This is a genomic window from Dorea sp. 210702-DFI.3.125, assembly GCF_020560945.1.
In the GTDB taxonomy this organism is placed as follows: Bacteria; Bacillota; Clostridia; order Lachnospirales; family Lachnospiraceae; genus Dorea; species Dorea formicigenerans.
In genome coordinates, this window is record NZ_JAJCNF010000019.1 from 1 (window position 1) to 26,176 (window position 26,176).

The 26,176-nt window shown below is 40.7% G+C and carries 24 protein-coding genes, 1 tRNA gene and 1 pseudogene; 5 read left to right on the forward strand and 21 right to left on the reverse strand.

The genetic code is table 11. The features are described 5' to 3' along the window. Positions 1–530: 530 nt before the first annotated feature. From LI164_RS09890 to LI164_RS09935, 10 genes are all read right to left on the reverse strand, one after another. The gene (locus tag LI164_RS09890; protein ID WP_187116436.1) at positions 531–1,619 is read right to left on the reverse strand and encodes an AAA family ATPase; all 1,089 of its coding nucleotides are present in this window, start codon (positions 1,617–1,619) and stop codon (positions 531–533) included. A 159-nt stretch (positions 1,620–1,778) separates the two neighbouring features. Beyond that, a tRNA-Ser gene (locus LI164_RS09895) sits at positions 1,779–1,866 on the reverse strand. Between the two features lie 68 nt (positions 1,867–1,934). Continuing rightward, a complete protein-coding gene (locus LI164_RS09900) occupies positions 1,935–2,849 on the reverse strand; it encodes a YitT family protein (protein ID WP_147567877.1) in 915 nt (304 codons plus the stop codon). A 26-nt stretch (positions 2,850–2,875) separates the two neighbouring features. Next, on the reverse strand, positions 2,876–4,252 hold the full coding sequence (locus LI164_RS09905) for a metallopeptidase TldD-related protein (RefSeq protein WP_147567878.1): 1,377 nt from the start codon (positions 4,250–4,252) through the stop codon (positions 2,876–2,878). After that, positions 4,246–5,628: a TldD/PmbA family protein gene (locus LI164_RS09910; RefSeq protein ID WP_147567879.1), complete on the reverse strand. Its 1,383-nt coding sequence runs from the start codon at positions 5,626–5,628 to the stop codon at positions 4,246–4,248. Before LI164_RS09910 ends, LI164_RS09905 begins: the two co-directional genes overlap by 7 nt. Positions 5,629–5,712: 84 nt before the next feature. Then, positions 5,713–6,690 carry an ABC transporter ATP-binding protein gene (locus tag LI164_RS09915; RefSeq protein ID WP_147567880.1) on the reverse strand — a complete coding sequence of 326 codons (978 nt, stop codon included), beginning with the start codon at positions 6,688–6,690 and terminating at the stop codon, positions 5,713–5,715. Further along, complete coding sequence (locus LI164_RS09920; protein ID WP_227087062.1) at positions 6,690–7,712, reverse strand: ABC transporter ATP-binding protein; 1,023 nt, start codon at positions 7,710–7,712, stop codon at positions 6,690–6,692. The genes LI164_RS09915 and LI164_RS09920 overlap by 1 nt, the downstream gene beginning before the upstream one ends. A gap of 17 nt (positions 7,713–7,729) precedes the next feature. Beyond that, positions 7,730–8,677 carry an ABC transporter permease gene (locus LI164_RS09925; protein WP_331464371.1) on the reverse strand — a complete coding sequence of 316 codons (948 nt, stop codon included), beginning with the start codon at positions 8,675–8,677 and terminating at the stop codon, positions 7,730–7,732. Positions 8,678–8,688: 11 nt separating this feature from the next. Then, on the reverse strand, positions 8,689–9,612 hold the full coding sequence (locus tag LI164_RS09930; RefSeq protein ID WP_147567882.1) for an ABC transporter permease: 924 nt from the start codon (positions 9,610–9,612) through the stop codon (positions 8,689–8,691). Between the two features lie 66 nt (positions 9,613–9,678). Beyond that, positions 9,679–11,277 (reverse strand): peptide ABC transporter substrate-binding protein, encoded by a 1,599-nt coding sequence (locus LI164_RS09935; RefSeq protein WP_369123546.1) that lies wholly within the window; start codon positions 11,275–11,277, stop codon positions 9,679–9,681. Between LI164_RS09935 and LI164_RS16500 the strand changes: the two are divergent. Next, positions 11,275–11,349 (forward strand): annotated as a pseudogene (locus LI164_RS16500) (hypothetical protein); the annotation flags it as partial. The gene LI164_RS09935 and the pseudogene LI164_RS16500 overlap by 3 nt on opposite strands. Positions 11,350–11,527: 178 nt before the next feature. Here the strand turns inward: LI164_RS16500 and LI164_RS09940 are convergent. The 11 genes from LI164_RS09940 to dnaA all read right to left on the reverse strand — a co-directional run bounded on the left by LI164_RS09940 (position 11,528) and on the right by dnaA (position 24,136). Further along, positions 11,528–12,355 carry a MurR/RpiR family transcriptional regulator gene (locus LI164_RS09940; RefSeq protein WP_227087064.1) on the reverse strand — a complete coding sequence of 276 codons (828 nt, stop codon included), beginning with the start codon at positions 12,353–12,355 and terminating at the stop codon, positions 11,528–11,530. A gap of 201 nt (positions 12,356–12,556) precedes the next feature. Then, positions 12,557–12,733, reverse strand: a complete 177-nt coding sequence (locus LI164_RS16335) for a transposase (RefSeq protein WP_227087081.1) — start codon at positions 12,731–12,733, stop codon at positions 12,557–12,559. A 363-nt stretch (positions 12,734–13,096) separates the two neighbouring features. Beyond that, positions 13,097–13,834 carry a 1-acyl-sn-glycerol-3-phosphate acyltransferase gene (locus LI164_RS09950; RefSeq protein WP_227087065.1) on the reverse strand — a complete coding sequence of 246 codons (738 nt, stop codon included), beginning with the start codon at positions 13,832–13,834 and terminating at the stop codon, positions 13,097–13,099. Next, a complete protein-coding gene (locus LI164_RS09955) occupies positions 13,831–14,382 on the reverse strand; it encodes a Fe-S-containing hydro-lyase (RefSeq protein ID WP_117657335.1) in 552 nt (183 codons plus the stop codon). Before LI164_RS09955 ends, LI164_RS09950 begins: the two co-directional genes overlap by 4 nt. Before the next feature lie 2 nt (positions 14,383–14,384). Further along, complete coding sequence (locus LI164_RS09960; RefSeq protein WP_227087066.1) at positions 14,385–15,227, reverse strand: fumarate hydratase; 843 nt, start codon at positions 15,225–15,227, stop codon at positions 14,385–14,387. Positions 15,228–15,376: 149 nt separating this feature from the next. After that, the gene (gene gyrA / locus LI164_RS09965) at positions 15,377–17,917 is read right to left on the reverse strand and encodes a DNA gyrase subunit A (RefSeq protein ID WP_005334671.1); all 2,541 of its coding nucleotides are present in this window, start codon (positions 17,915–17,917) and stop codon (positions 15,377–15,379) included. 57 nt (positions 17,918–17,974) lie between these two features. Next, on the reverse strand, positions 17,975–19,906 hold the full coding sequence (gene gyrB, locus LI164_RS09970) for a DNA topoisomerase (ATP-hydrolyzing) subunit B (RefSeq protein ID WP_005334672.1): 1,932 nt from the start codon (positions 19,904–19,906) through the stop codon (positions 17,975–17,977). 10 nt (positions 19,907–19,916) lie between these two features. Beyond that, positions 19,917–21,002 (reverse strand): DNA replication/repair protein RecF, encoded by a 1,086-nt coding sequence (gene recF / locus LI164_RS09975; protein ID WP_117657337.1) that lies wholly within the window; start codon positions 21,000–21,002, stop codon positions 19,917–19,919. Next, positions 20,992–21,201 carry an RNA-binding S4 domain-containing protein gene (locus tag LI164_RS09980; RefSeq protein WP_005334675.1) on the reverse strand — a complete coding sequence of 70 codons (210 nt, stop codon included), beginning with the start codon at positions 21,199–21,201 and terminating at the stop codon, positions 20,992–20,994. The genes recF and LI164_RS09980 overlap by 11 nt, the downstream gene beginning before the upstream one ends. 96 nt (positions 21,202–21,297) lie before the next feature. Beyond that, positions 21,298–22,407, reverse strand: a complete 1,110-nt coding sequence (dnaN, locus tag LI164_RS09985) for a DNA polymerase III subunit beta (RefSeq protein ID WP_227087067.1) — start codon at positions 22,405–22,407, stop codon at positions 21,298–21,300. 340 nt (positions 22,408–22,747) lie between these two features. Then, positions 22,748–24,136 carry a chromosomal replication initiator protein DnaA gene (gene dnaA, locus LI164_RS09990; protein WP_005334678.1) on the reverse strand — a complete coding sequence of 463 codons (1,389 nt, stop codon included), beginning with the start codon at positions 24,134–24,136 and terminating at the stop codon, positions 22,748–22,750. Positions 24,137–24,328: 192 nt separating this feature from the next. Between dnaA and rpmH the strand changes: the two genes are divergently transcribed. The 4 genes from rpmH to LI164_RS10010 are packed head-to-tail and all read left to right on the forward strand — an operon-like array spanning position 24,329 to position 26,166. Continuing rightward, entirely contained in the window at positions 24,329–24,463 is a 135-nt protein-coding gene (rpmH, locus tag LI164_RS09995; protein WP_005334681.1) for a 50S ribosomal protein L34, read from the forward strand. A gap of 49 nt (positions 24,464–24,512) precedes the next feature. Next, positions 24,513–24,851 (forward strand): ribonuclease P protein component, encoded by a 339-nt coding sequence (gene rnpA / locus LI164_RS10000; protein WP_005334689.1) that lies wholly within the window; start codon positions 24,513–24,515, stop codon positions 24,849–24,851. A 7-nt stretch (positions 24,852–24,858) separates the two neighbouring features. Further along, positions 24,859–25,071, forward strand: coding sequence for a membrane protein insertion efficiency factor YidD (yidD, locus tag LI164_RS10005; RefSeq protein WP_029731685.1), 213 nt, complete (start codon positions 24,859–24,861; stop codon positions 25,069–25,071). Between the two features lie 33 nt (positions 25,072–25,104). After that, entirely contained in the window at positions 25,105–26,166 is a 1,062-nt protein-coding gene (locus tag LI164_RS10010; protein ID WP_227087068.1) for a YidC/Oxa1 family membrane protein insertase, read from the forward strand. Positions 26,167–26,176 lie beyond the last annotated feature (10 nt).

Sequence of the window (26,176 nt, forward strand, 5' to 3'; positions counted from 1 at the left end):
ATTTGACTCGGATTTAAAATCAAAGTTCGTTCCAGGTCAAGAAAACTACTAGCTTTCTTATCCCTTTTACTGTTTTAAGGTTGACATTGTCATTCAATGTCCGTTCTGAATTTTCTCTTAAAGAATCTTCAGGGTTGTTGTCTATTATTTAATTATCAAGGATCTTTTTATTTGTTGTCGTCTCAGCGACAGCTTATTTATATTATCACATTCACAACCGCTTGTCAACAACTTTTTTATTTTTCTTTTTTTGCTGTTTGTTTCGATCATCTCTGTCGTTCGAAACAGCTTATCTAGAATATCATAGTTATTAACTCTTGTCAATAACTTTTTTATTCTTTTTTTGATTCTTAAGAATTGTTTTCTCGCGAATCAGCTTAGTTATAATATCATTTGGACAACCATATGTCAATACTTTTATTCATCTTTTTTTATTCTTTTTTTACATCTTTTTCTCATTAATTTTCCGCATCTATACTTAGTGTTTACACGCATATAACATACAAAATATAGTGCCCATTGTTACAATCTTATCTATAATAAATAGGTCCCATTATTTTTGCCAGATTCTCTGCTTTGATATTCTCTATGATATTTCCTTCTACATAATATAAACTAATAACAGATTCACACATTTTCCGGCAGATTCTTTCAAGGTCACGGACCCCTTCCTCCGGACACAGCGCAATCAATTCTTCTATTGCATCTTCCTCAATATCTACCTGCTCTATCTGATACTCCTTGATCAGTTTTGGCCAAATGTATCCTTTCACAATTTGCTTTTTGTCTCTTATCGTATATGGAGGTAATTCTACAATGTCCAGACGATCCTGTAATATCGGCGACAACGGTTCAAGACTATTAGCTGTTGCCACAAAAATTACATTTGACAGATCCAGCGGAAATCCCAGATAGTTATCTACAAATTTTGAACGGTCACTGTCTAATATGTCAAGAAGTACATTTTCCGGGCAGCCATGTTCGATGGAGCTTCCCATTTTGTCAATTTCATCCAATAAGATCAATGGGCAGAAGCTTTTTCCATGTACCAGAGCATCCACAATCCTTCCCGGCTTGGCATTATTGAATACGGTCTGTGTTCCTCGTAGAAATAATGCATCCGAAACACCTGCCAGTGATATTTTCACACAAGGTCTTCCCATCGCCTTTGCAATCGAAACTGCAATGGATGTCTTGCCTACTCCGGGAGGTCCGGCAAGCAGCATAACTGCCCCATAGTTCTTTCCAAGGTACTTCTGGCAAGCCATATAACGTAATACCTTCTCTTTTACCTCCAGCATAGCATAATAGGAATTGTCCAACATCGTCTTGGCTTCCATTAACTCAATCTCCGGAACCTTGAACTCAGACTCCCATGGAAGATTCAGCAATGTAGATATATATACTTCTTTCATGTCTGTCGGATCCATATCTATCAGGAAATCCTGTATTTCTTCCGGCATCCGTGCAAATACTTCCGGACGGATTCTTTTCTTCAGGCGGAATTTGAGCTGATCATGCTTTTCTTTTTCTAATACTTCTTTTGTCTTTTCCTCTGAAAATGTATTCTCTTCTACCTTCTCAAGCCGAAGCATGCGTCCAAGTTCTTTATCATCCATACTTTTTCTCCATCCCATGTTTCTTATACATCTTTTCTTCTATGCTTGTAGTTTATTTATTTAAAAAGATAGTACCCCAGACAAATGTAAATTTCAAGTAGCGGCCTTTGCTTAGAACGAAAAAAAGAGATTCGGAATTTCTTCCAAATCTCTTACCTACGGAGAAAGAGGGATTTGAACCCTCGCGCCGGTCACCCGACCTACACCCTTAGCAGGGGCGCCTCTTCAGCCTCTTGAGTATTTCTCCAGCAAAAATGATTATACTAGAGGTTTACCCTAATGTCAATCATTTTTTTATTTTATTTTTTCAAACTCTTACTTCACATTTGCACTGGCACTATTTTCTTCGCTCTGAGTACTCTTGTGCTCTTTTGTCAATGAAAATCCACGACCGCTGACTTCTCTGACTTCACTTACGATTACAAAGCTTTCCGGATCAATATTCTTTACAATACGCTCCAACTGATGCAGTTCACGATTTGACACAACAACGAGAAGCACCTGGCGGTCTTCCTGCGAATATCCACCTTCTGCACGCAGAATTGTAAGTCCCCGGTCCAGATGCCCGATAATCGCCTGGCGGATCGGCTCCGGATCTCTGCTGATGATCTTAACCTCCATTTTAGAGCCACCAAGGAGCAATACCTTATTCAGCACTGTTGTATAGGTCATAACAAGAATAACTCCATATAACAGCATTTCAGGCGGTATGAGGATAGCCTGGCCAAGCAGGATGCATATATCAAATGCATTCAAGCTGACTGACACAGGTATCTTGAAATATTTATTCAAAATCAACGGCGGAATATCCATACCTCCGGTGGATGCTCCCATACGAATGACGCTTCCAAGCCCCACTCCGATTCCCAGCCCTGAGAATATCGTGTTCAGCCAGATATCGTCTGTGAAATGTACATTTGCAAATATCTGTCCGAATAACTCCAGGCAGATTGGATAAGTAAATGTACTTACAATAGTTGTAAATGCGAATTTCTTTCCAAGAAAAATAAATCCGACTACCAGCATCACAATATTAAATCCCAGCACGAACATCGAAACGGATAATCCGGTCAATCTGTTCACTAAAAGTGCAATACCTGTCGTTCCTCCGGTCGGCAGCCCTGACGGAAGCAGGAATAATACCGCGACCGCTGCGTACATAGCATTTCCAATAATAACTGTCAACAATGTTATTCCCCGCTGTAACATTGTCTGATTTTTGTTTTCCACAATTTTCTTCCTCCGAAATCACATACTTATATTCCGGATACTGCCAATTCTCCTACATACACTGATGGAGCAATTACACTTGCGCAATCCGGATATGTAGATATGTAATCATTTGCGATTCCCTGAATCTGACCAAGCATATCAAAGAAATTACCTGCAATCGTCACCTGACAAAATGCATCTGTTTCCCGGCCATTCTCAATCTTTCTTCCTTTTACAATTAATGAAAATGTCCCCGTCATTACATTAATTCCTGCAAATACACCATCTACATCGGTTACAAGGATACCATGACACATTTTTTTCTTCAAGTCCAAAATTGAGGATTCTGTTTTCTCACCTAGATCACATTCAGATTGCAAAATAACATTTGTAATCCCAATTTCCACATCAGATTTTGGCGATTGTTTAAAACCATTTCCTGTAGGTTCGATTTTTAATTTTTTCGCAAGTTCTTTATTTACAAGTTTTGTTTTAAATATTCCTTCTTTTATCAGGTATTTTTCTTTCACAGGTATTCCTTCATCATCAATTCTACGGCATACTCTGCCCTCTTTCAAATCTGGCACCTCTTTTAATGAAACATTTGCAGATGCAATCTTATCACCCTCACGTCCTGCAAGCGCACTTCTTTCATTTTTAATCCGGTCTGCATAAAATGCCGGAATATACGCTTCCAGTAATTCTGCCATCACGGAGTTTTTCAAAATGACCGGATACTGCCCAGACACAATCGGTTCTGCATCAAGGCCGGCTCTGGCTTCTTTAGCTGTCTCACACGCCAGCTTCTTTGCACTGTCATCTGCCAACTCACTCACATAACAGCATCCTCTGGCATAAGATGCCTGTCCATCCTTCTCCGCCTTTAAATCTGCACGGAGACTGTGGTATCCTGTAGCATCCATGAACCTCTTATCTCCCGGTCCCAATACATAAATCTCTTCCAAATATTGCTCATATCCAAGATAATCCACAAGGTCTATATTCGGGACCTGATAAACTTCTTCCTTTGCCTCTGCAAGCTTTTTCATCACAGTCTCATGGTTCTCCCACATGAACTGCACTTTTTCGTCCTCTCCACATGATTCTTTTGAATTCTCAGAATTATCCACATCTTCTTCATATTTTTCACCCAGAGCTTCCATATTCTCTCTCAGCATTGTAATTAAATCTTCTGCTCCCGGAAGAGCTGTCCAGTAAGACTTTTCTTTTTTCCCGTCATGAGCAGCCTCGATTACATAGACTGCATCCTCGCTGTCCTGTTTTTTTACAGACTTGTGGCCACGTACACTTGTTGTTCTTGACTTCGTATGAACGACCTGGAAAGAAATGTGAGTATAGCCAGCTTTTTCAAGCTCCTCAGACAGCTTTTCTATTGTTTTCTGCTCTCTGCAATCTAACATATCTCGTCTCCTCCCACTGTCATCTCTGATACTTTTACGGTAGGCTGTCCTGCCCCAATATAGATAGCTCCGCTTCCGGCATAGCAGAACCCCTGACCAAGCTCATAATCCTTTCCTACCTGCTCGACTTTCTGAAGGATATCCCCTCCTGTTCCAATCAGAGTGGCACTGTGAACCGGCACCGTAATCTCTCCGTGTTCAATCAGAAATGTTTCTCCCGTATTAAAGTTGAACTCGCCGGTAATACTGTTGACCGAACCTGCATTGATACTCTTTACATAGATTCCACGGTCTACAGACGCAATCATTTTCTCTACGTCATCACTGCCCGGTGCAATATAAGTGTTGCTCATTCTTGCCACCGGCGCAAACCGATAGCTCTCGCGGCGACTGCTTCCATTTGCAGACAAACCAAGTTTCTTTCCATTCAGGCGGTCCACCAAATAATTCTTTAGGATTCCATCTTTAATCAGCACATTTTTTCTTGTCAATTCACCTTCATCATCGATATAGCCAGATCCCCAGCCATCACGAATACTTCCGTCATCAATCAGTGTCACTTTCTCAGAAGCGACTTTTGTACCTAATTTTCCTGAAAATTCACTTCCATTGTCAGAAACAGAAGTCGCTTCCAGAGAATGACCGCAGGCCTCATGGAAGAACAGTCCTCCGAATCCATTAGCAATAATGACTGGCATTCTTCCTGTCGGGCAAGCTCTGGCTCCCAGACAGCGGATGGCGTTCTGTGCGACCTTTCTGGCACACTCTTCTACATTTATCTGTTTCAGGAACTCATAACCTCCCATTGCCCCAGGTCCATAATAACTCCGCTGCACGTCCTGGTCGTCACGGACAACCGCCTCAATAGAGAGTCTTGTCTTCATGCGGTGGTCTTCCATGTAGCAACCTTCCGAATTGGCAATCTGCACATGCTGATCCATATCCAAATATTTCAGATACATCTGCGAAATCTGACTACTATATGCACTTCCTGCTTTGTCGCATTTTTCCATAAGTTTCATCTTATCTTTGACAGAAGCACTTTGGAAATATTCTGTCGTGCTGTCATATATTTTCTGATCTGCCGACAGCTTCTCCCAGTCCGGTCTGACTGGTTCCCCTGCTTTCCAGTTTTCTTTTAACAGACGGAAAAGATTCTCTTCCCTCTCATCTTCTGTGTAGAAATATGCACACTGGTCGCCGGAAAATATACGGATTCCTACTCCTGATTCAATTCCTGCCAGTGCCTCTGACATATTTCCACCTGTCATGGCAAGCTGATTCCGTCGTGTATGCTCTGCGAACACTTCTGCAAAATCCCCTCCATGAGACATGATGTAGTCTATGATTTTATCTGTCATATTCTGACTGAGCATGTCTTTTCCTCCTTAACATGTTACATTCAGACCTTTTAGACATGGTCTGTTCAAAATAAATTTTAAAAATTGTGAATCAAAATCTTATTTTTCTCCGTCTTTATCAAACAGATGGCACGCCACAAAATGATCCGGCTCTATCTCTCTGAACACTGGGGGCTCCTGCGCACACCGCTCGGTCGCATATTTACACCTGGTACGAAATTTACATCCAGATGGTGGATTCAATGGACTTGGAACCTCACCTTCCAGTTTCGTCTTTTCCTTCTGGCTCTCATAATCAGGATCTGCTTCCGGAATTGCTGAGATCAACGCCTGCGTATACGGATGCTTCGGAGATGAATACAGCACTTCATTGCTTGCCAGCTCCACGAAGGATCCAAGATACATAACTCCGACACGGTCGGAAATGTGTTTCACCATGGACAGGTCATGGGAAATGAACAGATAAGTCAGTCCCATTTCTCTCTGCAATTTGATCAGAAGATTGACGACCTGTGCCTGAATAGAAACATCCAGCGCAGAGATTGGCTCATCACACATAATAAACTTCGGTTCTACCGCCAGCGCACGGGCAATACCGACACGCTGTCTCTGACCACCGGATAACTCATGAGCAAAACGGTTGGCATATTCAGCATTTAAACCTACTTTATTTAACAGATCTGCGACTCTTTCATCCATTTCTTTCTGAGAAAGTTTCAAATGTACATGCATTCCTTCACTGATAATCTCTCCGATTGTCATACGTGGGTCCAGAGATGCATACGGATCCTGGAATATGACCTGAACATCCTTTTTGAAAGATAACAGTTCCTTTCCATGAAGTTTGGATACATCTTTTCCTTCAAAAAGAATCTTTCCCTTTGTCGGCTCATACAACTTGATAATCGTTCTTCCACAAGTTGTCTTTCCACAACCAGATTCTCCAACAAGACCAATTGTCTCGCCTTTTCGAATCTTCAGATTAATTCCGTCTACAGCCTTTACGACCTTTTTCTTTCCTGCCGGAAAATATTTACAAAGGTCTTCTACTTCAAAGATATAATTATTCTGATCCATTATTTTGCCTCCTTATCATAGAAGGATTCTACCTTCGGTGCTTTTGGATGCTGCAGCCAGCATGACACCTTATGTGTATCACTTAAGGATGTCTCCATTGGATTTCTCTCTTTACAGATTCCCATGCAGTACTCACATCTGGATGCAAATGGGCATTCATGTAATGGAAGCAGGAGATCCGGAGGTGTTCCCTTTAACGCATATAATTCTTCTTTTGATTCATTGGTAACCTTTGGCACGGAACTTAAAAGCGCCCATGTATACGGATGTTTGCTTTCATAGAAAATCTCACGGGCAGTTCCCCTCTCTACGACCTGGCCTGCATACATAACCTGAATACGATCCGCGAAATTAGCCACAACACCAAGGTCATGTGTTACCAGAATAATAGCTGTATTAGATTTTTCTTTTAATTCGCGCATCAGATCCATAATCTGTGCCTGGATTGTTACATCAAGCGCAGTTGTTGGTTCATCTGCAATCAGAATTTTCGGATTACATGCAAGTGCAATGGCAATCATAACACGTTGTCTCATACCACCGGATAATTCATGCGGATAATTATCAATTCGAGATTCCGGGCTTGGAATCTTGACCATCTCAAGCATACGGATAGCTTCTTTTCTTGCCTCTGCCTTATTCATGCCACGATGAATGATCAGACTTTCCATAATCTGCTTACCAATGGTCATCGTAGGATTCAGTGAGGTCATTGGATCCTGAAAAATCATACTGATTTCGTCTCCGCGAAACTTATATAATTCTTTGTCCGTCATTTTCATGACATCTTTTCCATTACAGACAATCTTCGACTCCGGTTTAATCTCTGCGAATGGCGGTTTTAAAAGACGCATGACAGCTTTGGCCGTTACGGTCTTTCCACATCCTGACTCTCCTACGAATGCAAGCGTCTCACCTTTTTTTAATTCAAAGCTGACACCACGGACAGCTTTTACTTCTCCTGCATAAGTCTGAAAAGAAACATACAGATTATCTACTTCTAATACTTTTTCATTTTCCATCTTCATCTACCTCCAGACTATTTTCTAAGTTTCGGATCTAATGCGTCACGAAGTCCGTCACCAAGCAAAGTAAAACTCAGCATTGTAAGGGCAATCATAATTGCCGGGAACAAAAGCTGTGTTGGATAGAACATAAAGTTCTGCTGAGCGGCAGATGCAAGAGCTCCCCAGCTTGTCTGTGACGGCTGGATTCCAAGTCCTACATAACTTAAGAACGCCTCTGAGAAAATGTATCCTGGAATATCAAATGTAATAGCTACGATAATCATACCGAGTGTATTTGGAATCATATGTTTCATAATAATTTTCATCGGCGATACACCGAGTGCATTTGCTGCAAGGACAAATTCCTGTGATTTCAGCTGAAGCATCTGTCCACGCACCAGTCTGGCAATTCCACACCATCCTGTCAGTGTCAAGGCAATCAGCATCGTTCCAAGACTCTTGCTGTCCGTCACTACAGAAATCAGGATAACAATCAAAAGATATGGAATACTTAAAAGAACCTCTACAATACGCATCATGATATCGTCCACAATTCCTCCAAAATATGCTGCGATACCTCCATAGATACTTCCGATCAAACTAGCTACAAGCGCTCCTGTAATACCAATCAAAAGAGAGACACGTCCCGCCTGCCATACTCTGGCAAACAGATCACGTCCAAGGTCATCTGTTCCGAACCAATGTGCTGCACTTGGTCCCTGATTGATTGCACCCGAATCAATTTTCTCATATCCATACCCGCTGATGGCCGGTCCGAATATAATGAAAAATATAAGAACAAGAAGGATAATACCTGCCAGAAGCGCTACTTTATTTTCTTTAAATCTTCTCCATGCATCGGCCCAGTATCCGATTCTCGGACGAGCAGGAACCTCTTCATCTTTCTCAAGTCCGATGATTTCAAACATTTCATCTGGGATATTTTCTGTCATATCAAATGTATTCTGGTTTTCCATCATGTATCTTCCTCCTAATCAACCCGGATTCTAGGATCCAGAACTGTATATGCAATATCTACGATCAACTGTACAAATACAAATAAAAATGCTGCAAATACAGTGGTTCCGATAATCATCGTGTAATCTCGGTCATTAATTGAATTGATGTAATAAAATCCAAGTCCTGGTATTCCAAATATTTTTTCTACAACGAAAGAACCTGTAAAGATTCCGGATATCTGGCCTACGAGAAGTGTCATACATGGGAGAAATGCATTTTTCATAACATGTTTGCGGATCACATTGAATCTGCTGACACCTTTTGCTTCCGCTGTCAGAATATAATCTTGATTCATAACATCCAGCATATTGGACTTTACATAACGAGCATAAGTGGCAATCGTGCCAAAACTCAATACAACGGTCGGAAGCACCACATTCTGCCAGCTTCCCCATCCTGTTGTTGGCAACACTCCGAGTTGTACACAGAATACAAACTGAAGAAGTGATGCCAGTACGAAGACTGGAACCGTAATACCCAGTATTGCTATGAACATGACTATGTAATCAGGCCACTTATTTTTATGAAGTGCGGCCACGATTCCAAGAATAATACCTAAAAATACTCCAGCAATCAGCGCCAGTCCTCCCGGAGTTGCTGAAACTTTGGAATTTTCAAGAAGTGTGTCTGTTATATAAGTTCCAGGATATTTTAAGGACTCACCAAGATCACCTTTCGTAATCAGATTCTTCATAAAAATTCCATACTGCTCCGTTGTGGATTTGTCCAGTCCATATTTTGCATAATAATTTGCTTTTGTCTGCTCAGGAAGATTTCTTGCCATGTGGGCAAGCGGATCTCCCGGAATACTGTGCATCATATAAAATGTGGCTGTAATGATGATTACGAGAGTAACAATCATATAACCGATTCTTTTTACAAGAAATTTTTTCATATTATCCGCTCCTGTTAAAAATACCGCCGCTCTTAGATTAAGCGGCGGAAAAATTCTTATCTTTTACTATCTTGCACTTGTATCTACATATTTCAGTCCACTTGTTGAACTTGCCAGTTTATTGTAATTCTTCACATACTGATAATAATAAGAATGTGTACATTCATTTACGTTCGGGCTGACAACACAGTCTTCTGCCAGAAGAATATTTTCTGCCTGCTTGTAAAGGTCAACTCTTGTCTTTTCATCCATCTCTTTTCTTGCCTGAGCAACAAGACTGTCATACTGCTCATTCTGCCAGAATACAGGAACCATGTTAGAACCACCGGCAAATACTTCCATCATAGCCATTGGATCATCATAGTCGATAGACCAGGTCATCATAGCAATCTGGAATTCACCATTATTCGTCTTACTCTGGAATGTTCCCCACTCATTGAAGTCAAGCTCAACTTTTACTCCAAGAATTTTCTCCCACATCTGCTGACAATATGCTGCATAAGTTCTTGTCCACTCTGTTGTACCACTTAATGTGTATGTAATGTTTAATGTAGATGGATCACTTCCGAGTCCTAATTCCTGCATACCTTTAAGAAGTAACTCTTTTGGATCTTCTGTAATAGATTTTAATGGCTCTTCTACCTGATCACGATACTCTCCAAGTTCACCCGTTGATGTAGAATATGGAATCCAGCCGTATAATGGTTTGTGGATATCATTGTAAATAACAGAACACATATCTTCACGGTTTACTGCCATTGTGAAAGCTTTTCTGATGTTTACATTGCTGAATATTTTGTCCTGGCAGTTAAAGAAATCGTATCTTACTGTTGGGATTGGTGCTTCAACAACATCAACTTTGTCTTTCTTATCAAATCTTCCGATCCACTCTTTATCAGCACATGCAACATAATCCAGAGATCCACTGTCGAAGGAGTTGAATCTTGCTGTCTGGTCTGATACAATCTGATAATTTACTTTATCTAATTTTACAGAATCTTTATCCCAGTAATTTTCATTTTTCTCTAATTCGATTTTAGAATTACGTTTCCAGCTTGTCATCTTGAATGGTCCACATCCGACCATAGATTCTACATTTGCGCCATAGCTCTCTCCGTATTTTTCTACCAGATCTTCACGAACCGGATACATCGCTCTTGTATCTGTCAGAGAAAGGAAATATGGTACCGAGTACTCTAATGTAATCTCAAGTGTTTTATCATCGACTGCTTTTACGCCAAGTTCAGACACATCTTTTTCTCCATTGTAGATTGCTTCACCGTTCTTAATACATGTAATGTAAAATGCATTTGGTGAACCAGCTTCCGGGTCAAGTGTCTGCTTCATTCCGTATACGTAATCATCTGCTGTAACCGGCTCGCCATCAGACCACTTATTATCACGAAGATGGAATGTCCAGACGGTACCGTCATCATTAGATTCCCATGATTCTGCTCCGGCACCTTTACGTTCCTGCTTATCTCCATCTTCTTCCAGACGTGTCAAAGGCTCCATAATATTTCTCAGGATTCCCATACTGTAAGTATCATTACCTTTGACCGGATCCATCGTTGTCGGATCTGTGTCCAGATACGTGTTGTAATACGTTCCGTCTGCTGACTTTTTGTCACTTCCACCACCACAGGCTGTCAAGGAAAATACCATAACAGCTGCGAGAAGTGCACTTATGATTTTCTTTTTCATAGATTAGCCCTCCTTTTTCCGTTGCATCTATAATATTTGTCTATATTATATCAAATACTTTAATTTTGGTCTATCTTTTTGTAATAAAAAGTGGTGCTATACTACATTTTCAGTAATATTGCACCACTTTTCTTATATTTTCACTTTATTTTTGCTTTATTTTCAGTCTATTTTACTAATCCGTTATTGTTCTTTAATTCTTTTTTGCACGCTAATTCTCATTAAGTTCTGTCTTGCCCTGCTTTAATTTTATAGCGGAGGTCAATAAATTCAGCATAAGCATCGGTGATGTCAATGTATTCAGAAAAACACGCGTCATAGTCGGAGCTGTCAATGTCAAGTCTGCGCACTGCGCCACTGCTGTGTCCAGACGGTCAGTAATTGCCAGTATTTTTGCATTCTGCATTCTTGCCCGCTCAGTCACTTTCGTTGTCATAAAGTAGTAATCCGGAAATGAAATCGGTATGAGCAGAGATTCTTCTGTCAGTGAAGTCAACATTCCATAAACATCATCATTCAATTCTGTATTTGCAGTAATTCCAAGGACCTCACAAGAAGAGAGTCTATTTTTCATATATTCCGCCATCGTCCAGGAAATGCCTCTTCCACAGATAAAAATCTGCTTACTGTTCAAAATCAAATCTGCCGCTTCAAAATATTTTTTTAAATCAATATTTTTCCAGTAATCCGTAATAGCTTTGACCTCTTCATCTCCAATCTCTGCCAGAACCTTTTCCCGGTTATCATGTTCATATTTGGGAACTTTCTCTGTATAGACACTGCTTTCGTCCAGAACATCCGTCTTTTGTTTCTGAATTATATCCTTGCGAAATTCATATTTAATCTGGGTAAAACCTTCATAGCCAAGTGATGCACATGTATTGAGTATCGTAATCTCCGTTACTCCAATGTCCCGACTCAACTCTTTCAATGTAATATATGCCATCTCGTCCGGATGATCAATCATATACTTTGCAACCATGTACTGTTTTCTTGTAAGCTCTGTGCTTCTCTTTTTGATATTTTCTATAATGTCCATGATTTCTTCTCTCTTTCCATCTGACCGCCTTGATTTTTCTTAGTATACATTACTTTGATATCTCTGCGCAACTATATTACTATAAAGTTATTATAAAATCACTATATTTTGTTTTTACCATATAGTATTTTATCACTTTAACCTGACGAATTACAAAAAAGATATAGTTCCCCTTCCCCATATGAATGCTATTATGAAATTCTATGCGGCAGTTGCACCTTTTTTCTGTTTGTTGCGATATTTATAAAGAATGTGTCTGATAGAAACGAGAAATGCTTCAAGCAATACAGATTTTATTTCTCTTCGGACAATCCTTTTGTACCAACGGTCGTTTTTTATGATACCAAATGTACCTTCTGCCTGGATGGATCTGTGAATCTTGAATTAGCATTGGCAAAACTGCCTGTTTTGGGTTAGAATAGATTTTATTAATTTTCATTGCAAGTTAATTATAACAGAAAGAAAGACCTTGAGTTCATTATAAACTCTTGGTCTTTCTTTTCTGGGGGACTATTCTTTTTTCACAGCCCCCTCAATCATTTACTTTATGAATTTTTTCTTCTTCGAAGTACGATAAGCACAACCACAATTGCTGCAATAGAAAGAATTGTTTTCAAATGAGATTCTATCTGCACTCTCGGATGAGTTATCCACATTTGTTCCATTTTTTACATAAGTTATCAACATATCCGTATTTATCCATCTTATTATAACGAACTTTCCTTCCCTGGAAAAAGAAATCTAAATAGAAACATCTGTTTTATTCACGTTCGTTGCTTCTTGGATCGTTTTCTGAATCTGACTTCTTACAAGTTCCGCGATATCATTCGTCTTCATGTCTTTATAATCATCATAGTATAATGGTTTTAAGAAATGTACCTGCACTGTGACCGGTGCAATGCTGTTAGTGTCAAATGGCTTGAAAGAATCGATCAGTGCAACCGGCACGATCGGGCATTTTGCTTTTGTGGCTGCTTTAAAGCTTCCGCCTTTGAACTCCAGCATCTCATTTCCCATCTTAGATCTTGTTCCTTCCGGGAAAATGAGATAATTTCTTCCGTTCTTTACCTCATTTGTCACATTTACAATGACCTGCAGTGACTGACGGATATCGTTACGATCCATCATATATGCTTTCATACATTTGAAAACTTGTTTTAAAAATGGCACATTTTCCACTTCTTTTTTAGCAACTACGGAAAATGGCTTCGGGCAGACATCTACCAATGACAGTACATCATAAAGTCCCTGATGATTCGGAAAGAACATAAATCCGTTCTCTTTAGGGATATTCTCAAGCCCGTGGGCATCTATGGACACATTTCCACCCTTATTGGCGCGATGTGTGATGAACTGGAGCATCCGGTAATGTTCTTCTTCTGTGTATTTGTCTACGTGAGACGCATGATAGCATAATTTCGCCCACATCCACGGGACAAGTAAAATGTTCCGAAGAACCATCATTATGATTCGTTTCATATCTTCTTGTACTCCTTTATGGCACTTTCGTACAGATAACCGCCCTCGCAATCAGCGACTACGATCACCGGGAAATCTTCTACATAAAGCTTGCGGATAGCTTCTGTTCCAAGATCATCGTAAGCTACGACCTCAGAAGTCTTAATACATTTTGAAAGAAGCGCTCCTGCTCCTCCTACTGCCGCAAAGTAAACACTTCCGTTTCTTTTGACAGCATCCAGTACTTCCTTACTTCTCTTACCTTTTCCAATCATGGCTGTGAGGCCAAGATCCAGAAGCTTCGGCGCGTAGCGGTCCATACGGCTCGCAGTTGTCGGACCTGCGGAACCAATCGGACGTCCTTCTCTCGCCGGGGATGGTCCCATGTAATAAATCGTCTGTCCAGCCATGTCTACCGGAAGATTTTCTCCATTTTTAAGCGCATCATCCATTCTCTTGTGAGCGGCATCTCTCGCCGTATAGATAGTTCCTGTAATGTATACATAATCTCCTGCTCTGAGCTTACGGGATACTTCTTTGCTGATTGGTGCTTTTATATGCTTCTCCATGACTATACCTCCCTCACGATGTGTCTGTTGACGTGACAGCAAATATTGATTCCTACCGGAAGTCCGGCAATGTGAGTCGGATATGTATTAACATTTACCGCAAGAGCCGTTGTTGTTCCTCCAAGACCTCCAGGTCCGATGCCAAGCTTGTTGATTGTCTCAAGCATCTCCTCTTCCAGATCCTTGACCCACTGGATGTCTGAGTGTGTGCCAACTTCACGTGTCAGGGCATCCTTCGCCATAAGAGCACATTTTTCAAATGTACCACCAATTCCGACACCGACTACCATCGGCGGACAGGCATTCGGTCCTGCATCCTGAACAGCTGTCAGAATTGCATTCTTCACACCTTCAATCCCATCGGCAGGCTTCAGCATAAAGACACGGCTCATATTCTCGCTTCCAAATCCCTTCGGAGCAACTTTAATCTTTACTTTATCCCCCTGCACAATGTTATAGTGAATAACTGCCGGCGTGTTATCTTTCGTATTCTCACGGATAATCGGGTCACCTACAACAGACTTTCTAAGATATCCTTCCACATATCCCTGGCGCACACCCTCATTGATGGCATCCGTAAGACTTCCACCTTCAAAGTGTACCTCCTGACCAACTTCTATGAACACGACCGCCATACCGGTATCCTGACAGATTGGGATCATATCCTCTCCTGCAATCTTTAAGTTCTCCTGAAGCTGTGTCAGAATCTGCTTTCCAAGCGGTGCTTCCTCCGTCTCCACCGCATTTTTCATTGCTATATCCATATCCTCAGACAGAAAATGATTCGCCTGAATACACATTTCTTTAATATTTCTCGTAACTATACTTACATCGACTGAACGCATAATGATCTCCTTTCATCTCTTTTTTCATTTTACCCTGTCCCTTAGTGATATACAAGACAAAAAAATCTGCAGCCTCGGATTTTCATGTCTTGCAGCTGCAGATTTTTTTATAGTCTTATTAAGTATTCTTTTCTCAGATAGAATTATTTTTATTCTTCGTCACTTTCTAACGCCAGTGATTCTACATCAATCTGGTCTACTTCAACCCCATCTTCGCCGAAGATTTCTTTCTTTTTGGCTTCTTCTTTTTCTTCGTCTCTGACTTTTGCGATACTTGCTACGGTCTCTTTATCTTTCAGGTTGATGAGTTTGACTCCGGATGTGATTCTTCCGAGTACGGAGATTCCGGAACACAGCATACGGATGATGATTCCGTCTGTGTTTATGATCATAATCTCATCGTCTTCGTCAACTGCCTTGATTCCGATGACATTTCCTGTCTTTTCAGTGATCTTGTAGCACTTCACTCCTTTGCCGCCACGGTTCTGTGCTGTAAATTCATGGATGTCTGTACGTTTACCCATACCTTTTTCAGATACGATCAAAAGGTCATGTCCCTGGGTCACAAGCTGCATTCCAATCACTTCGTCGCGGTCTGCAAGGTTGATTCCGCGTACTCCCATGGAGTTACGTCCTGTTGCTCTTACGTCGGTCTCATTAAAGCGGATACACTGACCATACTTCGTTGCAAGAATGATTTCCTGATTGTTGTCTGTGAATTTTACTTCGATCAGTTCATCCTCATCACGCAGTGTAATTGCGGCAAGTCCTGTCTTTCTTACATTCATGTACTCGCGAAGTGATGTCTTCTTCACAAGACCTTTCTTCGTTGCCATGATCAGATAATCCTGGTCGCGGTAGTAGTCAATTGGGATTACTGCGGTAATCTTCTCGCCCGGCATTAACTGGAGCAGGTTGATGATTGCAGTTCCTCTTGATGTGCGGCTTGCCTCCGGAATCTCGTAACCTTTCAGTCTGTAGACACGTCCGGTGTTCGTAAAGAACATAATGTAGTGGTGCGTATTCGTCATGAATAGCTCTTCCACATAGTCTTCATCCAAAGTCTGCATACCTTTAATTCCCTTACCGCCACGATTCTGTGCCTTAAATGTATCATCAGACATACGCTTGATGTAACCAAGCTTTGTCATGGTAATTACAATATTCTCCTTCGGAATCAGATCCTCCATGGAAATGTCATACTCGTCAAATCCGATGGATGTTCTTCTGTCATCACCATATTTATCCTTAATGACAAGAATTTCTTCACGAATCACTCCAAGAAGTAATTTTTCGTCTGCCAGAATTGCCTCCAGTCTCTCAATCTGAGCCATAAGTTCTGCATATTCTTTCTCAAGCTTCTCTCTTTCCAATCCGGTCAGAGCACGCAGACGCATATCTACGATAGCCTGAGCCTGAACATCATCCAATTCGAATTTCTCCATGAGTTCTGCTTTTGCAGCCTGTACCGTACTGGAACCACGGATGATCCGGATAACTTCGTCAATATTATCAAGCGCGATCAATAATCCTTTTAAGATATGCGCTCTTTCTTTTGCTTTGTTCAGTTCGTACTTTGTACGACGTGTCACAACATCTTCCTGATGCTTCAGGTAATATCCAAGAAGCTCTAAAATATTCATGACTTTTGGCTGTTTGCCGACCAGTGCCAGCATAATCACGCCAAATGTATCCTGAAGCTGTGTATGTTTGTAAAGCTGGTTCAGCAATACATTTGCATTGACATCTTTACGAAGTTCAATAACAATACGCATACCTTCACGGCTGGACTGATCACTTAAGTCTGTGATTCCATCCACCTTCTTGTCACGTACCAGCTCTGCGATTTTCTCGATCAGACGGGCCTTATTGACCATGTACGGAAGCTCTGTAACAATGATGCGGCTCTTTCCATTCGGCATCGTCTCAATGTTCGTTACGGCACGTACACGAATCTTACCACGTCCTGTTCGATATGCTTCCTCGATTCCTCTTGTACCAAGAATCTCTCCACCGGTCGGGAAATCTGGTCCCTTGATGATTTCAAGGATTTCTTCCATTGTTGTCTCGTCTTTATCTGCAATCTTGTTATCGATAATTCTGACTACTGCGTCAATGACCTCACGAAGATTGTGCGGCGGGATATTCGTTGCCATACCTACGGCAATACCGGATGTACCGTTCACCAGAAGGTTCGGGAATCTTGCCGGAAGTACGACCGGCTCTTTCTCCGTCTCATCGAAGTTTGGCATGAAATCTACCGTATCTTTGTTGATATCAGCAGTCAGTTCCATGGAAATCTTACTCAGTCTTGCCTCTGTGTAACGCATAGCCGCTGCTCCGTCACCGTCCACAGAACCGAAGTTTCCATGCCCGTCGACAAGCGGATATCTGGTAGACCATTCCTGAGCCATATTAACCAATGCTCCGTAAATAGAACTGTCACCGTGCGGATGATATTTACCCATTGTATCACCGACGATACGGGCTGATTTTCTGTGCGGTTTATCCGGTCCATTGTTCAGCTCGATCATGGAGTAAAGAATTCTTCTCTGTACAGGTTTCAATCCGTCTCTTACATCTGGAAGCGCACGGGAAGCAATAACACTCATGGCATAATCGATATAGGAGGTCTCCATTGTTTTCTTCAGGTCGACCTCATGGACTTTATCAAAAATATTGTCTTCCATTTATCTATTTTCCTTTCTGCAAAGCGAAAATATTTCGCTAATATTTAAATGTCAGGTTTAAATGTCAAGATTCTGTACATACTGTGCATTTTCTTCGATGAACTCACGTCTTGGCTCTACCTTATCTCCCATCAGTGTTGTAAATGTGAGATCCAGCTCGCTTGCTGTCTCATCATCCATTGTGACACGAAGGAGTACGCGGTGCTCCGGATCCATAGTGGTATCCCAAAGCTGCTCTGCATCCATCTCTCCAAGACCTTTGTAACGCTGAATTTTATTATTGTTATCACGCCCAACTTCCTGCAAAATGCTGTCAAGTTCTTCGTCGCTGTATGCATACCAAACTTTTTTATTTCTTTCGAGCTTATAAAGTGGCGGCTGTGCCAGATACACGTATCCTTCTTTGATCAGATCTGGCATAAATCTGTACATAAATGTCAGAAGCAGTGTACTGATATGGGCTCCATCCACATCGGCATCGGTCATGATGATGATCTTGTGATAACGTAATTTGCTGATATCAAAGTCTTCATGGATTCCGGTTCCAAATGCCGTGATCATGGCTTTGATCTCCGCATTTCCATAAATTCGATCCAGTCTTGCCTTCTCAACATTGAGTATCTTACCACGAAGTGGAAGGATGGCCTGTGTTGCACGGTCTCTGGCTGTCTTTGCAGAACCACCGGCGGAATCTCCCTCTACGATGTAGATTTCGCATTTTTCCGGATTCTTGTCAGAACAGTCTGCAAGCTTACCAGGAAGTGACATGCCATCAAGAGCTGATTTCCTTCTTGTCAGATCTCTCGCTTTTCTTGCAGCCTCTCTCGCACGCTGTGCCATCACAGACTTCTCAACTGTTACTTTAGCGACCTGAGGATTCTGTTCCAGGAAAATCTGAAGCTGTTCACTGACAACATTATCAACTGCTCCTCTTGCCTCACTGTTTCCGAGTTTCTGCTTTGTCTGACCTTCGAATTGAGGATCCTCGATCTTGACACTGATAATTGCAGTCAGTCCCTCACGTATATCCTCACCTGTCAAGTTCGGCTCATTATCTTTTAAAAGTTTATTCTTTCTTGCGTAATCATTAAATGTCTTTGTTAACGCATTTCTAAATCCGACAATATGAGTTCCACCTTCCGGAGTCGTAATATTATTTACAAATCCGTAGCTGTTCTCATTGTAGGAATCATTGTGCTGCATTGCAACTTCAACAGATACATTGTTGACGATTCCCTCACAGTAAATGATCTGCTCGTAAAGCGGAGTCGTACTGCGGTTCAGATACTCAACAAATTCTTTGATTCCACCTTCGTAGTGGAAAGTCTTCTCAATCGGCTCTTGTGGTCTTTCATCGCGAAGAACGATCTTCAGTCCCTTTGTCAAAAATGCCATCTCACGGAATCTCTGCTGTAAAATGCTGTAATCAAAGATTGTTGTCTCAAAAATCTCTCCATCCGGCAGGAATGTGACCTTTGTTCCTGTCTTTCCCGGCTCACATTCTCCGATGACTTCCAGCTTCTTTGCAACTTTTCCTCGCTCATAGCGCTGTCTGTATACTTTTCCTTCGTGGCAAATTTCAACTTCCAGCCAGACAGAAAGCGCATTTACAACAGATGCACCTACTCCATGAAGTCCTCCGGATACCTTGTATCCTCCACCACCGAATTTTCCTCCGGCATGAAGCACCGTAAATACGACTTCAACTGCCGGAAGTCCTGATTTATGGTTGATTCCGACCGGAATTCCACGTCCATTATCTGTGACAGTAACGGAATTATCCGGATTGATCGTTACGTGAATGGTATCACAGAATCCTGCCAACGCCTCATCAACCGCATTATCAACAATCTCATATACCAGATGATGAAGACCTCTTGATGAGGTACTTCCAATATACATTCCCGGACGCTTTCTTACAGCTTCCAGTCCTTCCAGTATCTGAATTTCGTCTGCGCCATATTCGTGCTGTACCTTTTCTGTAGCCATGCTAATCCTCCTAGTTTTCCTTTATCACTTGTCCGCTCTGGACATGAAATACTTTATTGACTTCAAATCTATGATTTACAAATTCATCCACTCCTGTACAGGTAATGAGTGTCTGTATATCATGAATACTGTCTAATAAATAGTTTTGCCTGTGTTTGTCAAGTTCAGACAACACATCGTCAAGTAACAGAACCGGTGTGTCTCCGATCACTCTTTTCACCAGCTCGATTTCTGCCAGTTTCAATGACAATGCTGCGGTCCTTTGCTGTCCCTGGGATCCGAATCTCCGGATGTCCAGATTCCCGACCATAAAACAGACGTCGTCTCGATGGGGCCCTACCGAAGTACTCTTCATCCTGATATCTCGCTGTCTGTTCATCTCAAGAGCCTGCTCAAGAGACATGTTTTTCGTACTCGGTTCGTAAATCAGACGGATTTCTTCCTTACCGCCAGTCAGTTTCTTATGTATTCCGGAAACAATTTCGTTCATTTCGTCAACAAATTGTTTTCTCCTCGCAATGATTGCATTGCCATACTGAACAAGCTGGAGATCCCAGATGTCCAGAGTCTCCATTGCATCTTGCCGGTATGCACTGTCTTTTAGTAAATGATTTCTCTGATTTACGATCCGACTGTAATTGGATAAATGATTAAAATATACTTTATCAAGCTGTGACAGCTCTAAATCTATGAACTTTCTTCTTCCCGCCGGACCATTTTTTATAATGTTCAGATCCTCCGGTGAAAAAAATACGAGATTTACAATGCCAAATAATTCTCCGGCTTTGCGTATCGGAATCTTATTAATAGCAACACCTTTCGGCCGGTTCTTCTTCAGATGCATGTCAATCTGATCCTGAATCCCGCGTTTTTCAACAATCACCTCAATGTGTGATTCCTCTGCCCCGAACCGGATCATATCTCGGTCTTTGCTTCCTCTGTGGGACTTCGTCGTCCCGGACAGATAGACAGCCTCCAGAATATTCGTCTTTCCCTGGGCATTATCCCCGTAGAAAATGTTGGTGCTGCCATCAAATTCCAGATTCAAAAGTTCGTAGTTTCTAAAATTTTTCAGTTTCAAAGATTTAATCTTCAATTTTGATTTCTTCTCCGCCAAATGATACAACATCCCCGCCGTATAATTTTCTTCCACGGCGAGTATCAATTTCTCCATTTACAGACACCTGTCCGTCCTGGATGACTTCTTTTGCCTCAACGCCCGATTCAACAAGACCGGCTGCTTTTAATGCCTGCCCAAGCTTTATAAATTCATCACGCAATTTGATTGTTTCCATAGTCGCTCCTTTATATTTGTTAAAAATGAATAAATGTATAATTATTCATGCATTTTCATGAATAATATTAGCTTTTTTTACATAATTATGCACTTATTATACATTTGCATTAAAGTTTACAGGAAGGATAAGATAAATATAGCTTTCTGTCTCATCCTTGATGAAGCAAGGTGCTTTTGCATTCATCAGATAAAGTGTAACCTCTTCATCAACAATAACACGCAGTGCGTCAATCAGGAATTTCGGATTGAATCCGATCAGAAGATCTTTTCCATCCTTGGAAATCATAATCTCTTCATTCATGGATCCGATCTGAGATTTGATTTTTAACTCCATCATTTCATCCTGGATGTCAATGATGATCGGTTTTTTATCTCCTTCTTTGATGAGAAGTGTTGCGCGGTCGATACAATTTAAGAATTCTTTTTTGTTAATTCTTACTTTTGTATCGTAATCACTGGACAGCATCTGATCAATTTTAAAATAATCACCTTCAATAAGTCTGGAAACAACGATTGTATTGTCAAATTCAAACACAATATGGTTATTTGTATAAGAAATTTCGGCCATACTCTCAGCTTCTCCGGATAAAATTTTGCTAATTTCAATTAAAGTTTTACCAGGTACAACCATCTTATAATCACTTACTGGATTTTTCAATTCAATTTTACGGATAGAAATTCGATGTCCATCCAAAGATGCAACTCTTAAAACATTATCTTTTATTTCAAATAATTCTCCGGTCATTAATTTGTTGCTTTCTGTATCAGCAATAGAAAAGATAGTCTGACGAATAACTTCTTTCAAAGTGAACTGTGAAATTGCTATAGAATCATCTTTCTCAATAATTGGAAGATAAGCAAATTCATTGCCAGGTTTTCCGGAAATATCAAATTTTGCTTTTTCACACACAATAGTTGTCTGAAGTCTGTCATCAGTTTCTATAGAAACTTCATTATCCGGAAGTTTTCTAACAATTTCAGAAAAAATCTTTGCATCAATGGCAATCATACCACAATCAATGATCTCACCTGCAATTTCTGTCTGGATGCCAAGTTCCATATCGTTGGCAGTCAACTTAATAATGTCAGTAGTGGCATCAATTAAGATACATTCCAATATTGGCATTGTTGTTTTTCCAGGAACAGCTTTAGAAACAATATTAACTCCTTTTACAAGGTCTGATTTGTTACATACGATTTTCATATGTGTAAAACTCCTTTCCCACGTTACGCATATATAGAAATAAATAAATTTTTTCCGCCTTATTCGCCTTAGGGGCTGTGGATAAGAGGAAAACCCCTGCGCGCCCAGTAAACTCAGGCGTTTCGCGCTTTGATAAGTCTGTGTAATTAAACTGGAAAATGTGTGGAACTGCTTTGGAAAACATTTTTGTTGCTTTTTTGAAAAATGGACAAAAAAGCACTTCTCCACACCATATCCAAATAAATCGGAGGATTTTCCACGCACTGTCCACATACTATCCACACAAGTATCCAAAAATGTGGATAATGTGGATAAATTGTGGATAACTATATGGAAAATCCTAAGCCGGGTTGATTTTCTTCTTTATTATATTGATTGTATTCGCCATCATTTCATCTGATTCGATATCCTTGGCGATCTTTTCTACTCCATATTTGACAGTAGAGTGGTCTTTACCTCCAAGAACTGCACCAATTCCTTTCAGGGCAGTATCGGTCATAGTACGCATCAGATACATACAGATCTGACGTGGAACGGCAATCTCCGAATCACGTTTTTTGCTTTTAAGGTCAGCAACGGTGATACCAAAATGATCCGCAACGATATCAAGTATCAGTTCCGGAGTAACTTCTCTTCTATTATCAGAAGAAATAATATCTTTTAATGCTTCTGCTGCAAGAGCAATATCAATCGGATTATTATTGTTGTTGAGCTTATAGAGGGCAATGAGTTTATTCAGAGAACCTTCCAGCTCACGGATGTTAGATTTGACGTTGGCTGCAATATAGTCCAGTACATCATTCTTAATGTTATATTTTTCCAGATGATCCAGTTCAATTTTCTTCTGGAGAATTGCCATACGTGTCTCATAATCCGGAGATGAGATATCAGCAATGAGACCCCACTCAAAACGTGTGCGGAGTCTGGATTCCAGTGTCTCGATATCTTTCGGAGGTTTATCACTGGAGATTATGATCTGTTTTCCAAGTGTATGAAGGTGATTGAAAGTATGGAAGAACTCTTCCTGAGTACTTTCTTTACCTATTATAAACTGGATATCGTCAATCAACAGAACATCAATGTTCCTGTATTTATCACGGAAGTTCAGCATGGCAGATTCATTACCGGCTGTTTTACCATTCCTCAGGGCATCAATCAGTTCGTTGGTGAACGTCTCACTGGTTACATATAATACTTTTTTCTTCGGATTCTTGTCCAAAATGAAGTGTGCAATGGAATGCATCAAATGGGTTTTTCCAAGTCCAACACCTCCATATAAAAAGAGAGGGTTGTACACTTCACCGGGAGATTCGGCAACGGCCAGTGAAGCTGCATGAGCGAAGTTGTTATTTCCGCCTACAACAAAAGTATCAAAAGTATATTTTGGATTCAGCCCTGCTTTCTCTGCTAAGGACTTCGTCTTTTTCTTTTGACCGTTATCAATAGATGCATTATGAATTTCATTCAGTTTATCGTCATCTTCCGATACAAACTGTATCTCGTACTCTTTGCCTGTAATCTCAGCAATACATACCATGAGTGGGAGACGGTACTTCTTATCGATGTATTCAACACTGGAATCCTTGTTCACAAGAATATAAGCAGTGTCATCGATGACATCGTAAACTTTCAGCGGCTTTATCCACGTATTAAAGGATACATTCAGCAGCTCGTGTTCCACTCGTAAATGTTCGATGATCTCAGGCCATTTTTCTTTCACTTCGTTCATTTTAAACAAACTCCTACTTCCCAAGTCTACTCTTTATCTATTTTACATCAAAATATGTATTTAAGCAATTAAAAAGTAAAGAAAATCATCGGTAATGCTTGACGTATCAAGATTTTTTTTATATAATCAAAGCTGATGTCTTAAGAAAAAATATGGGGCAACCCTTGGAAAAATATAAGGAGGTGGATATCTATGAAAATGACATTCCAGCCAAAAAAGAGACAAAGATCTAAAGTACATGGTTTCAGATCAAGAATGAGTACTGCAGGCGGAAGAAAAGTACTTGCAGCAAGAAGAGCAAAAGGAAGAAAGAAATTATCAGCGTAGGCCGCATATATGTGGCCTTTTCTTCTTTCAAAAAATAGGAGATTAAAGCATGAAATATTCCGAATCATTGAAAAAACATAAGGATTTTCAACATGTATATAAAAAAGGAAGTTCTTATGCGAACAAGTATCTTGTCATGTATGTACTGGAGAATCAGACGGAAGGTAATCGATTGGGAATATCTGTAAGTAAAAAAGTGGGAAACAGTATCGTAAGACACCGATTAACTAGGTTAATCCGAGAGAGTTACCGGCTACAAGAAGACATGTTCAGCAGTGGGCGCGATATCGTAGTTATCGCAAGAGGTGCAGCTAAGGGTAAGAATTACCGCGACATAGAGAGCGCACTGATCCACCTGGCACGTCTTCATAATATATATAAGGGGTAATTGCGTGATGAAAAAGATTCTGCTTGGTATCATCAGATTCTATCAAAAGTATTTATCAGGAGCAAAGGGATATTCTTCCTGTAAGTATTATCCGACCTGTTCCAGATATGCGATAGAAGCAATTGAAAAGTACGGGGCCTTTAAGGGAGGTCTTCTTGCTGCCTGGAGAATCTTGCGTTGCAATCCTTTTTCAAAAGGAGGATATGACCCTGTTCCTTAAAAAGAATTACAAAATCCGATGGAGGAAAAAGAGATGGTAGGAAGTTTACTAAGTGCAGCAAATTGGCCGATTGTCGGACAGATCTGCTGGGTATTAGGTAAAGTCATGAATTTTATCTATACGATGTTAGATAGCGCACTTCCAAGTGACACCGGTCTGGTTGGTATATCTATTATCCTGTATACGATTCTTGTATATACCCTGATGCTGCCGATGACAATTAATCAGCAGAGATCATCTAAGATGCAGGCCGTTGTACAGCCGGAAGTCATGGCTATCCAGAAGAAGTACAAGAACAAAAAAGATCAGGCTTCAATGCTGAAACAGCAGGAAGAGATACAGCAGGTGTATGACAAGTATGGCGTATCCATGATGGGAGGATGCCTTCCGTTACTGATCCAGATGCCGTTTTTGTTCGCATTGTATCCGGTCATTTACAGAATTTCTGATTACGTACCAAATATTACAGCTCAGGCAAATAAGTTTCTCACAATTCCGGATATGACAATCACTCCGGGTAACATGCTTAGCATGGCAAAAAGCGGAGAGACAATGGGATATTCAGCGGCAGCGCTGGTTATCACAGCAATTTTACTTCCGGTATTATCTGCATTTACACAGTATCTGAATATGAAACTGTCTATGGCAGTAAATGGTTCTAACAGACCGGCAGATAAAGATGACCCGACAGCAGCAACAATGAGAACTATGAATATGACAATGCCTCTGTTCTCACTGGTTATGGTATTTACATTACCGACTGGTATCGGTATCTACTGGATCGTCAGTGCAATCGTACGTATGGTTCAGCAGGTATTTATCAATAAACATCTCAGTAAGATATCAGTGGATGACATGATCGAGAAGAATAAAGAAAAAGCGCAGAAGAAGAAAGAAAAACGTGGCGAAAAAGCAGAGAAGATCAACGCTATGGCTCAGACAAATACAAAGAGTATCAAATCTTCTGCAACAAAGAGTTCTTCTATGTCTGATATAGAAAGAGAAGAAAAGCTCGAAAAAGCAAGAGCAAATGCGAAACCGGGAAGTCTTGCTTCAAAAGCCAACATGGTTAAGAATTTTAATGAGAATAAGTAAGGGGGCATAT

Excerpts from the sequence above, each read along its gene's own strand:
- LI164_RS09890 (WP_187116436.1), bottom strand. The coding sequence starts at position 1,619 with ATGGATGATAAAGAACTTGGACGCATGCTTCGGCTTGAGAAGGTAGAA.
- LI164_RS09905 (WP_147567878.1), bottom strand. The coding sequence starts at position 4,252 with ATGTTAGATTGCAGAGAGCAGAAAACAATAGAAAAGCTGTCTGAGGAG.
- LI164_RS09910 (WP_147567879.1), bottom strand. The coding sequence starts at position 5,628 with ATGCTCAGTCAGAATATGACAGATAAAATCATAGACTACATCATGTCT.
- LI164_RS09915 (WP_147567880.1), bottom strand. The coding sequence starts at position 6,690 with ATGGATCAGAATAATTATATCTTTGAAGTAGAAGACCTTTGTAAATAT.
- LI164_RS09920 (WP_227087062.1), bottom strand. The coding sequence starts at position 7,712 with ATGGAAAATGAAAAAGTATTAGAAGTAGATAATCTGTATGTTTCTTTT.
- LI164_RS09925 (WP_331464371.1), bottom strand. The coding sequence starts at position 8,677 with ATGATGGAAAACCAGAATACATTTGATATGACAGAAAATATCCCAGAT.
- LI164_RS09930 (WP_147567882.1), bottom strand. The coding sequence starts at position 9,612 with ATGAAAAAATTTCTTGTAAAAAGAATCGGTTATATGATTGTTACTCTC.
- LI164_RS09935 (WP_369123546.1), bottom strand. The coding sequence starts at position 11,277 with ATGGTATTTTCCTTGACAGCCTGTGGTGGTGGAAGTGACAAAAAGTCA.
- LI164_RS09940 (WP_227087064.1), bottom strand. The coding sequence starts at position 12,355 with ATGGACATTATAGAAAATATCAAAAAGAGAAGCACAGAGCTTACAAGA.
- LI164_RS09950 (WP_227087065.1), bottom strand. The coding sequence starts at position 13,834 with ATGAAACGAATCATAATGATGGTTCTTCGGAACATTTTACTTGTCCCG.
- LI164_RS09955 (WP_117657335.1), bottom strand. The coding sequence starts at position 14,382 with ATGGAGAAGCATATAAAAGCACCAATCAGCAAAGAAGTATCCCGTAAG.
- LI164_RS09960 (WP_227087066.1), bottom strand. The coding sequence starts at position 15,227 with ATGCGTTCAGTCGATGTAAGTATAGTTACGAGAAATATTAAAGAAATG.
- gyrA (WP_005334671.1), bottom strand. The coding sequence starts at position 17,917 with ATGGAAGACAATATTTTTGATAAAGTCCATGAGGTCGACCTGAAGAAA.
- gyrB (WP_005334672.1), bottom strand. The coding sequence starts at position 19,906 with ATGGCTACAGAAAAGGTACAGCACGAATATGGCGCAGACGAAATTCAG.
- LI164_RS09980 (WP_005334675.1), bottom strand. The coding sequence starts at position 21,201 with ATGGAAACAATCAAATTGCGTGATGAATTTATAAAGCTTGGGCAGGCA.
- dnaN (WP_227087067.1), bottom strand. The coding sequence starts at position 22,407 with ATGAAAATCGTATGTAACAAATCAGACCTTGTAAAAGGAGTTAATATT.
- dnaA (WP_005334678.1), bottom strand. The coding sequence starts at position 24,136 with ATGAACGAAGTGAAAGAAAAATGGCCTGAGATCATCGAACATTTACGA.
- rpmH (WP_005334681.1), top strand. The coding sequence starts at position 24,329 with ATGAAAATGACATTCCAGCCAAAAAAGAGACAAAGATCTAAAGTACAT.
- rnpA (WP_005334689.1), top strand. The coding sequence starts at position 24,513 with ATGAAATATTCCGAATCATTGAAAAAACATAAGGATTTTCAACATGTA.
- yidD (WP_029731685.1), top strand. The coding sequence starts at position 24,859 with ATGAAAAAGATTCTGCTTGGTATCATCAGATTCTATCAAAAGTATTTA.
- LI164_RS10010 (WP_227087068.1), top strand. The coding sequence starts at position 25,105 with ATGGTAGGAAGTTTACTAAGTGCAGCAAATTGGCCGATTGTCGGACAG.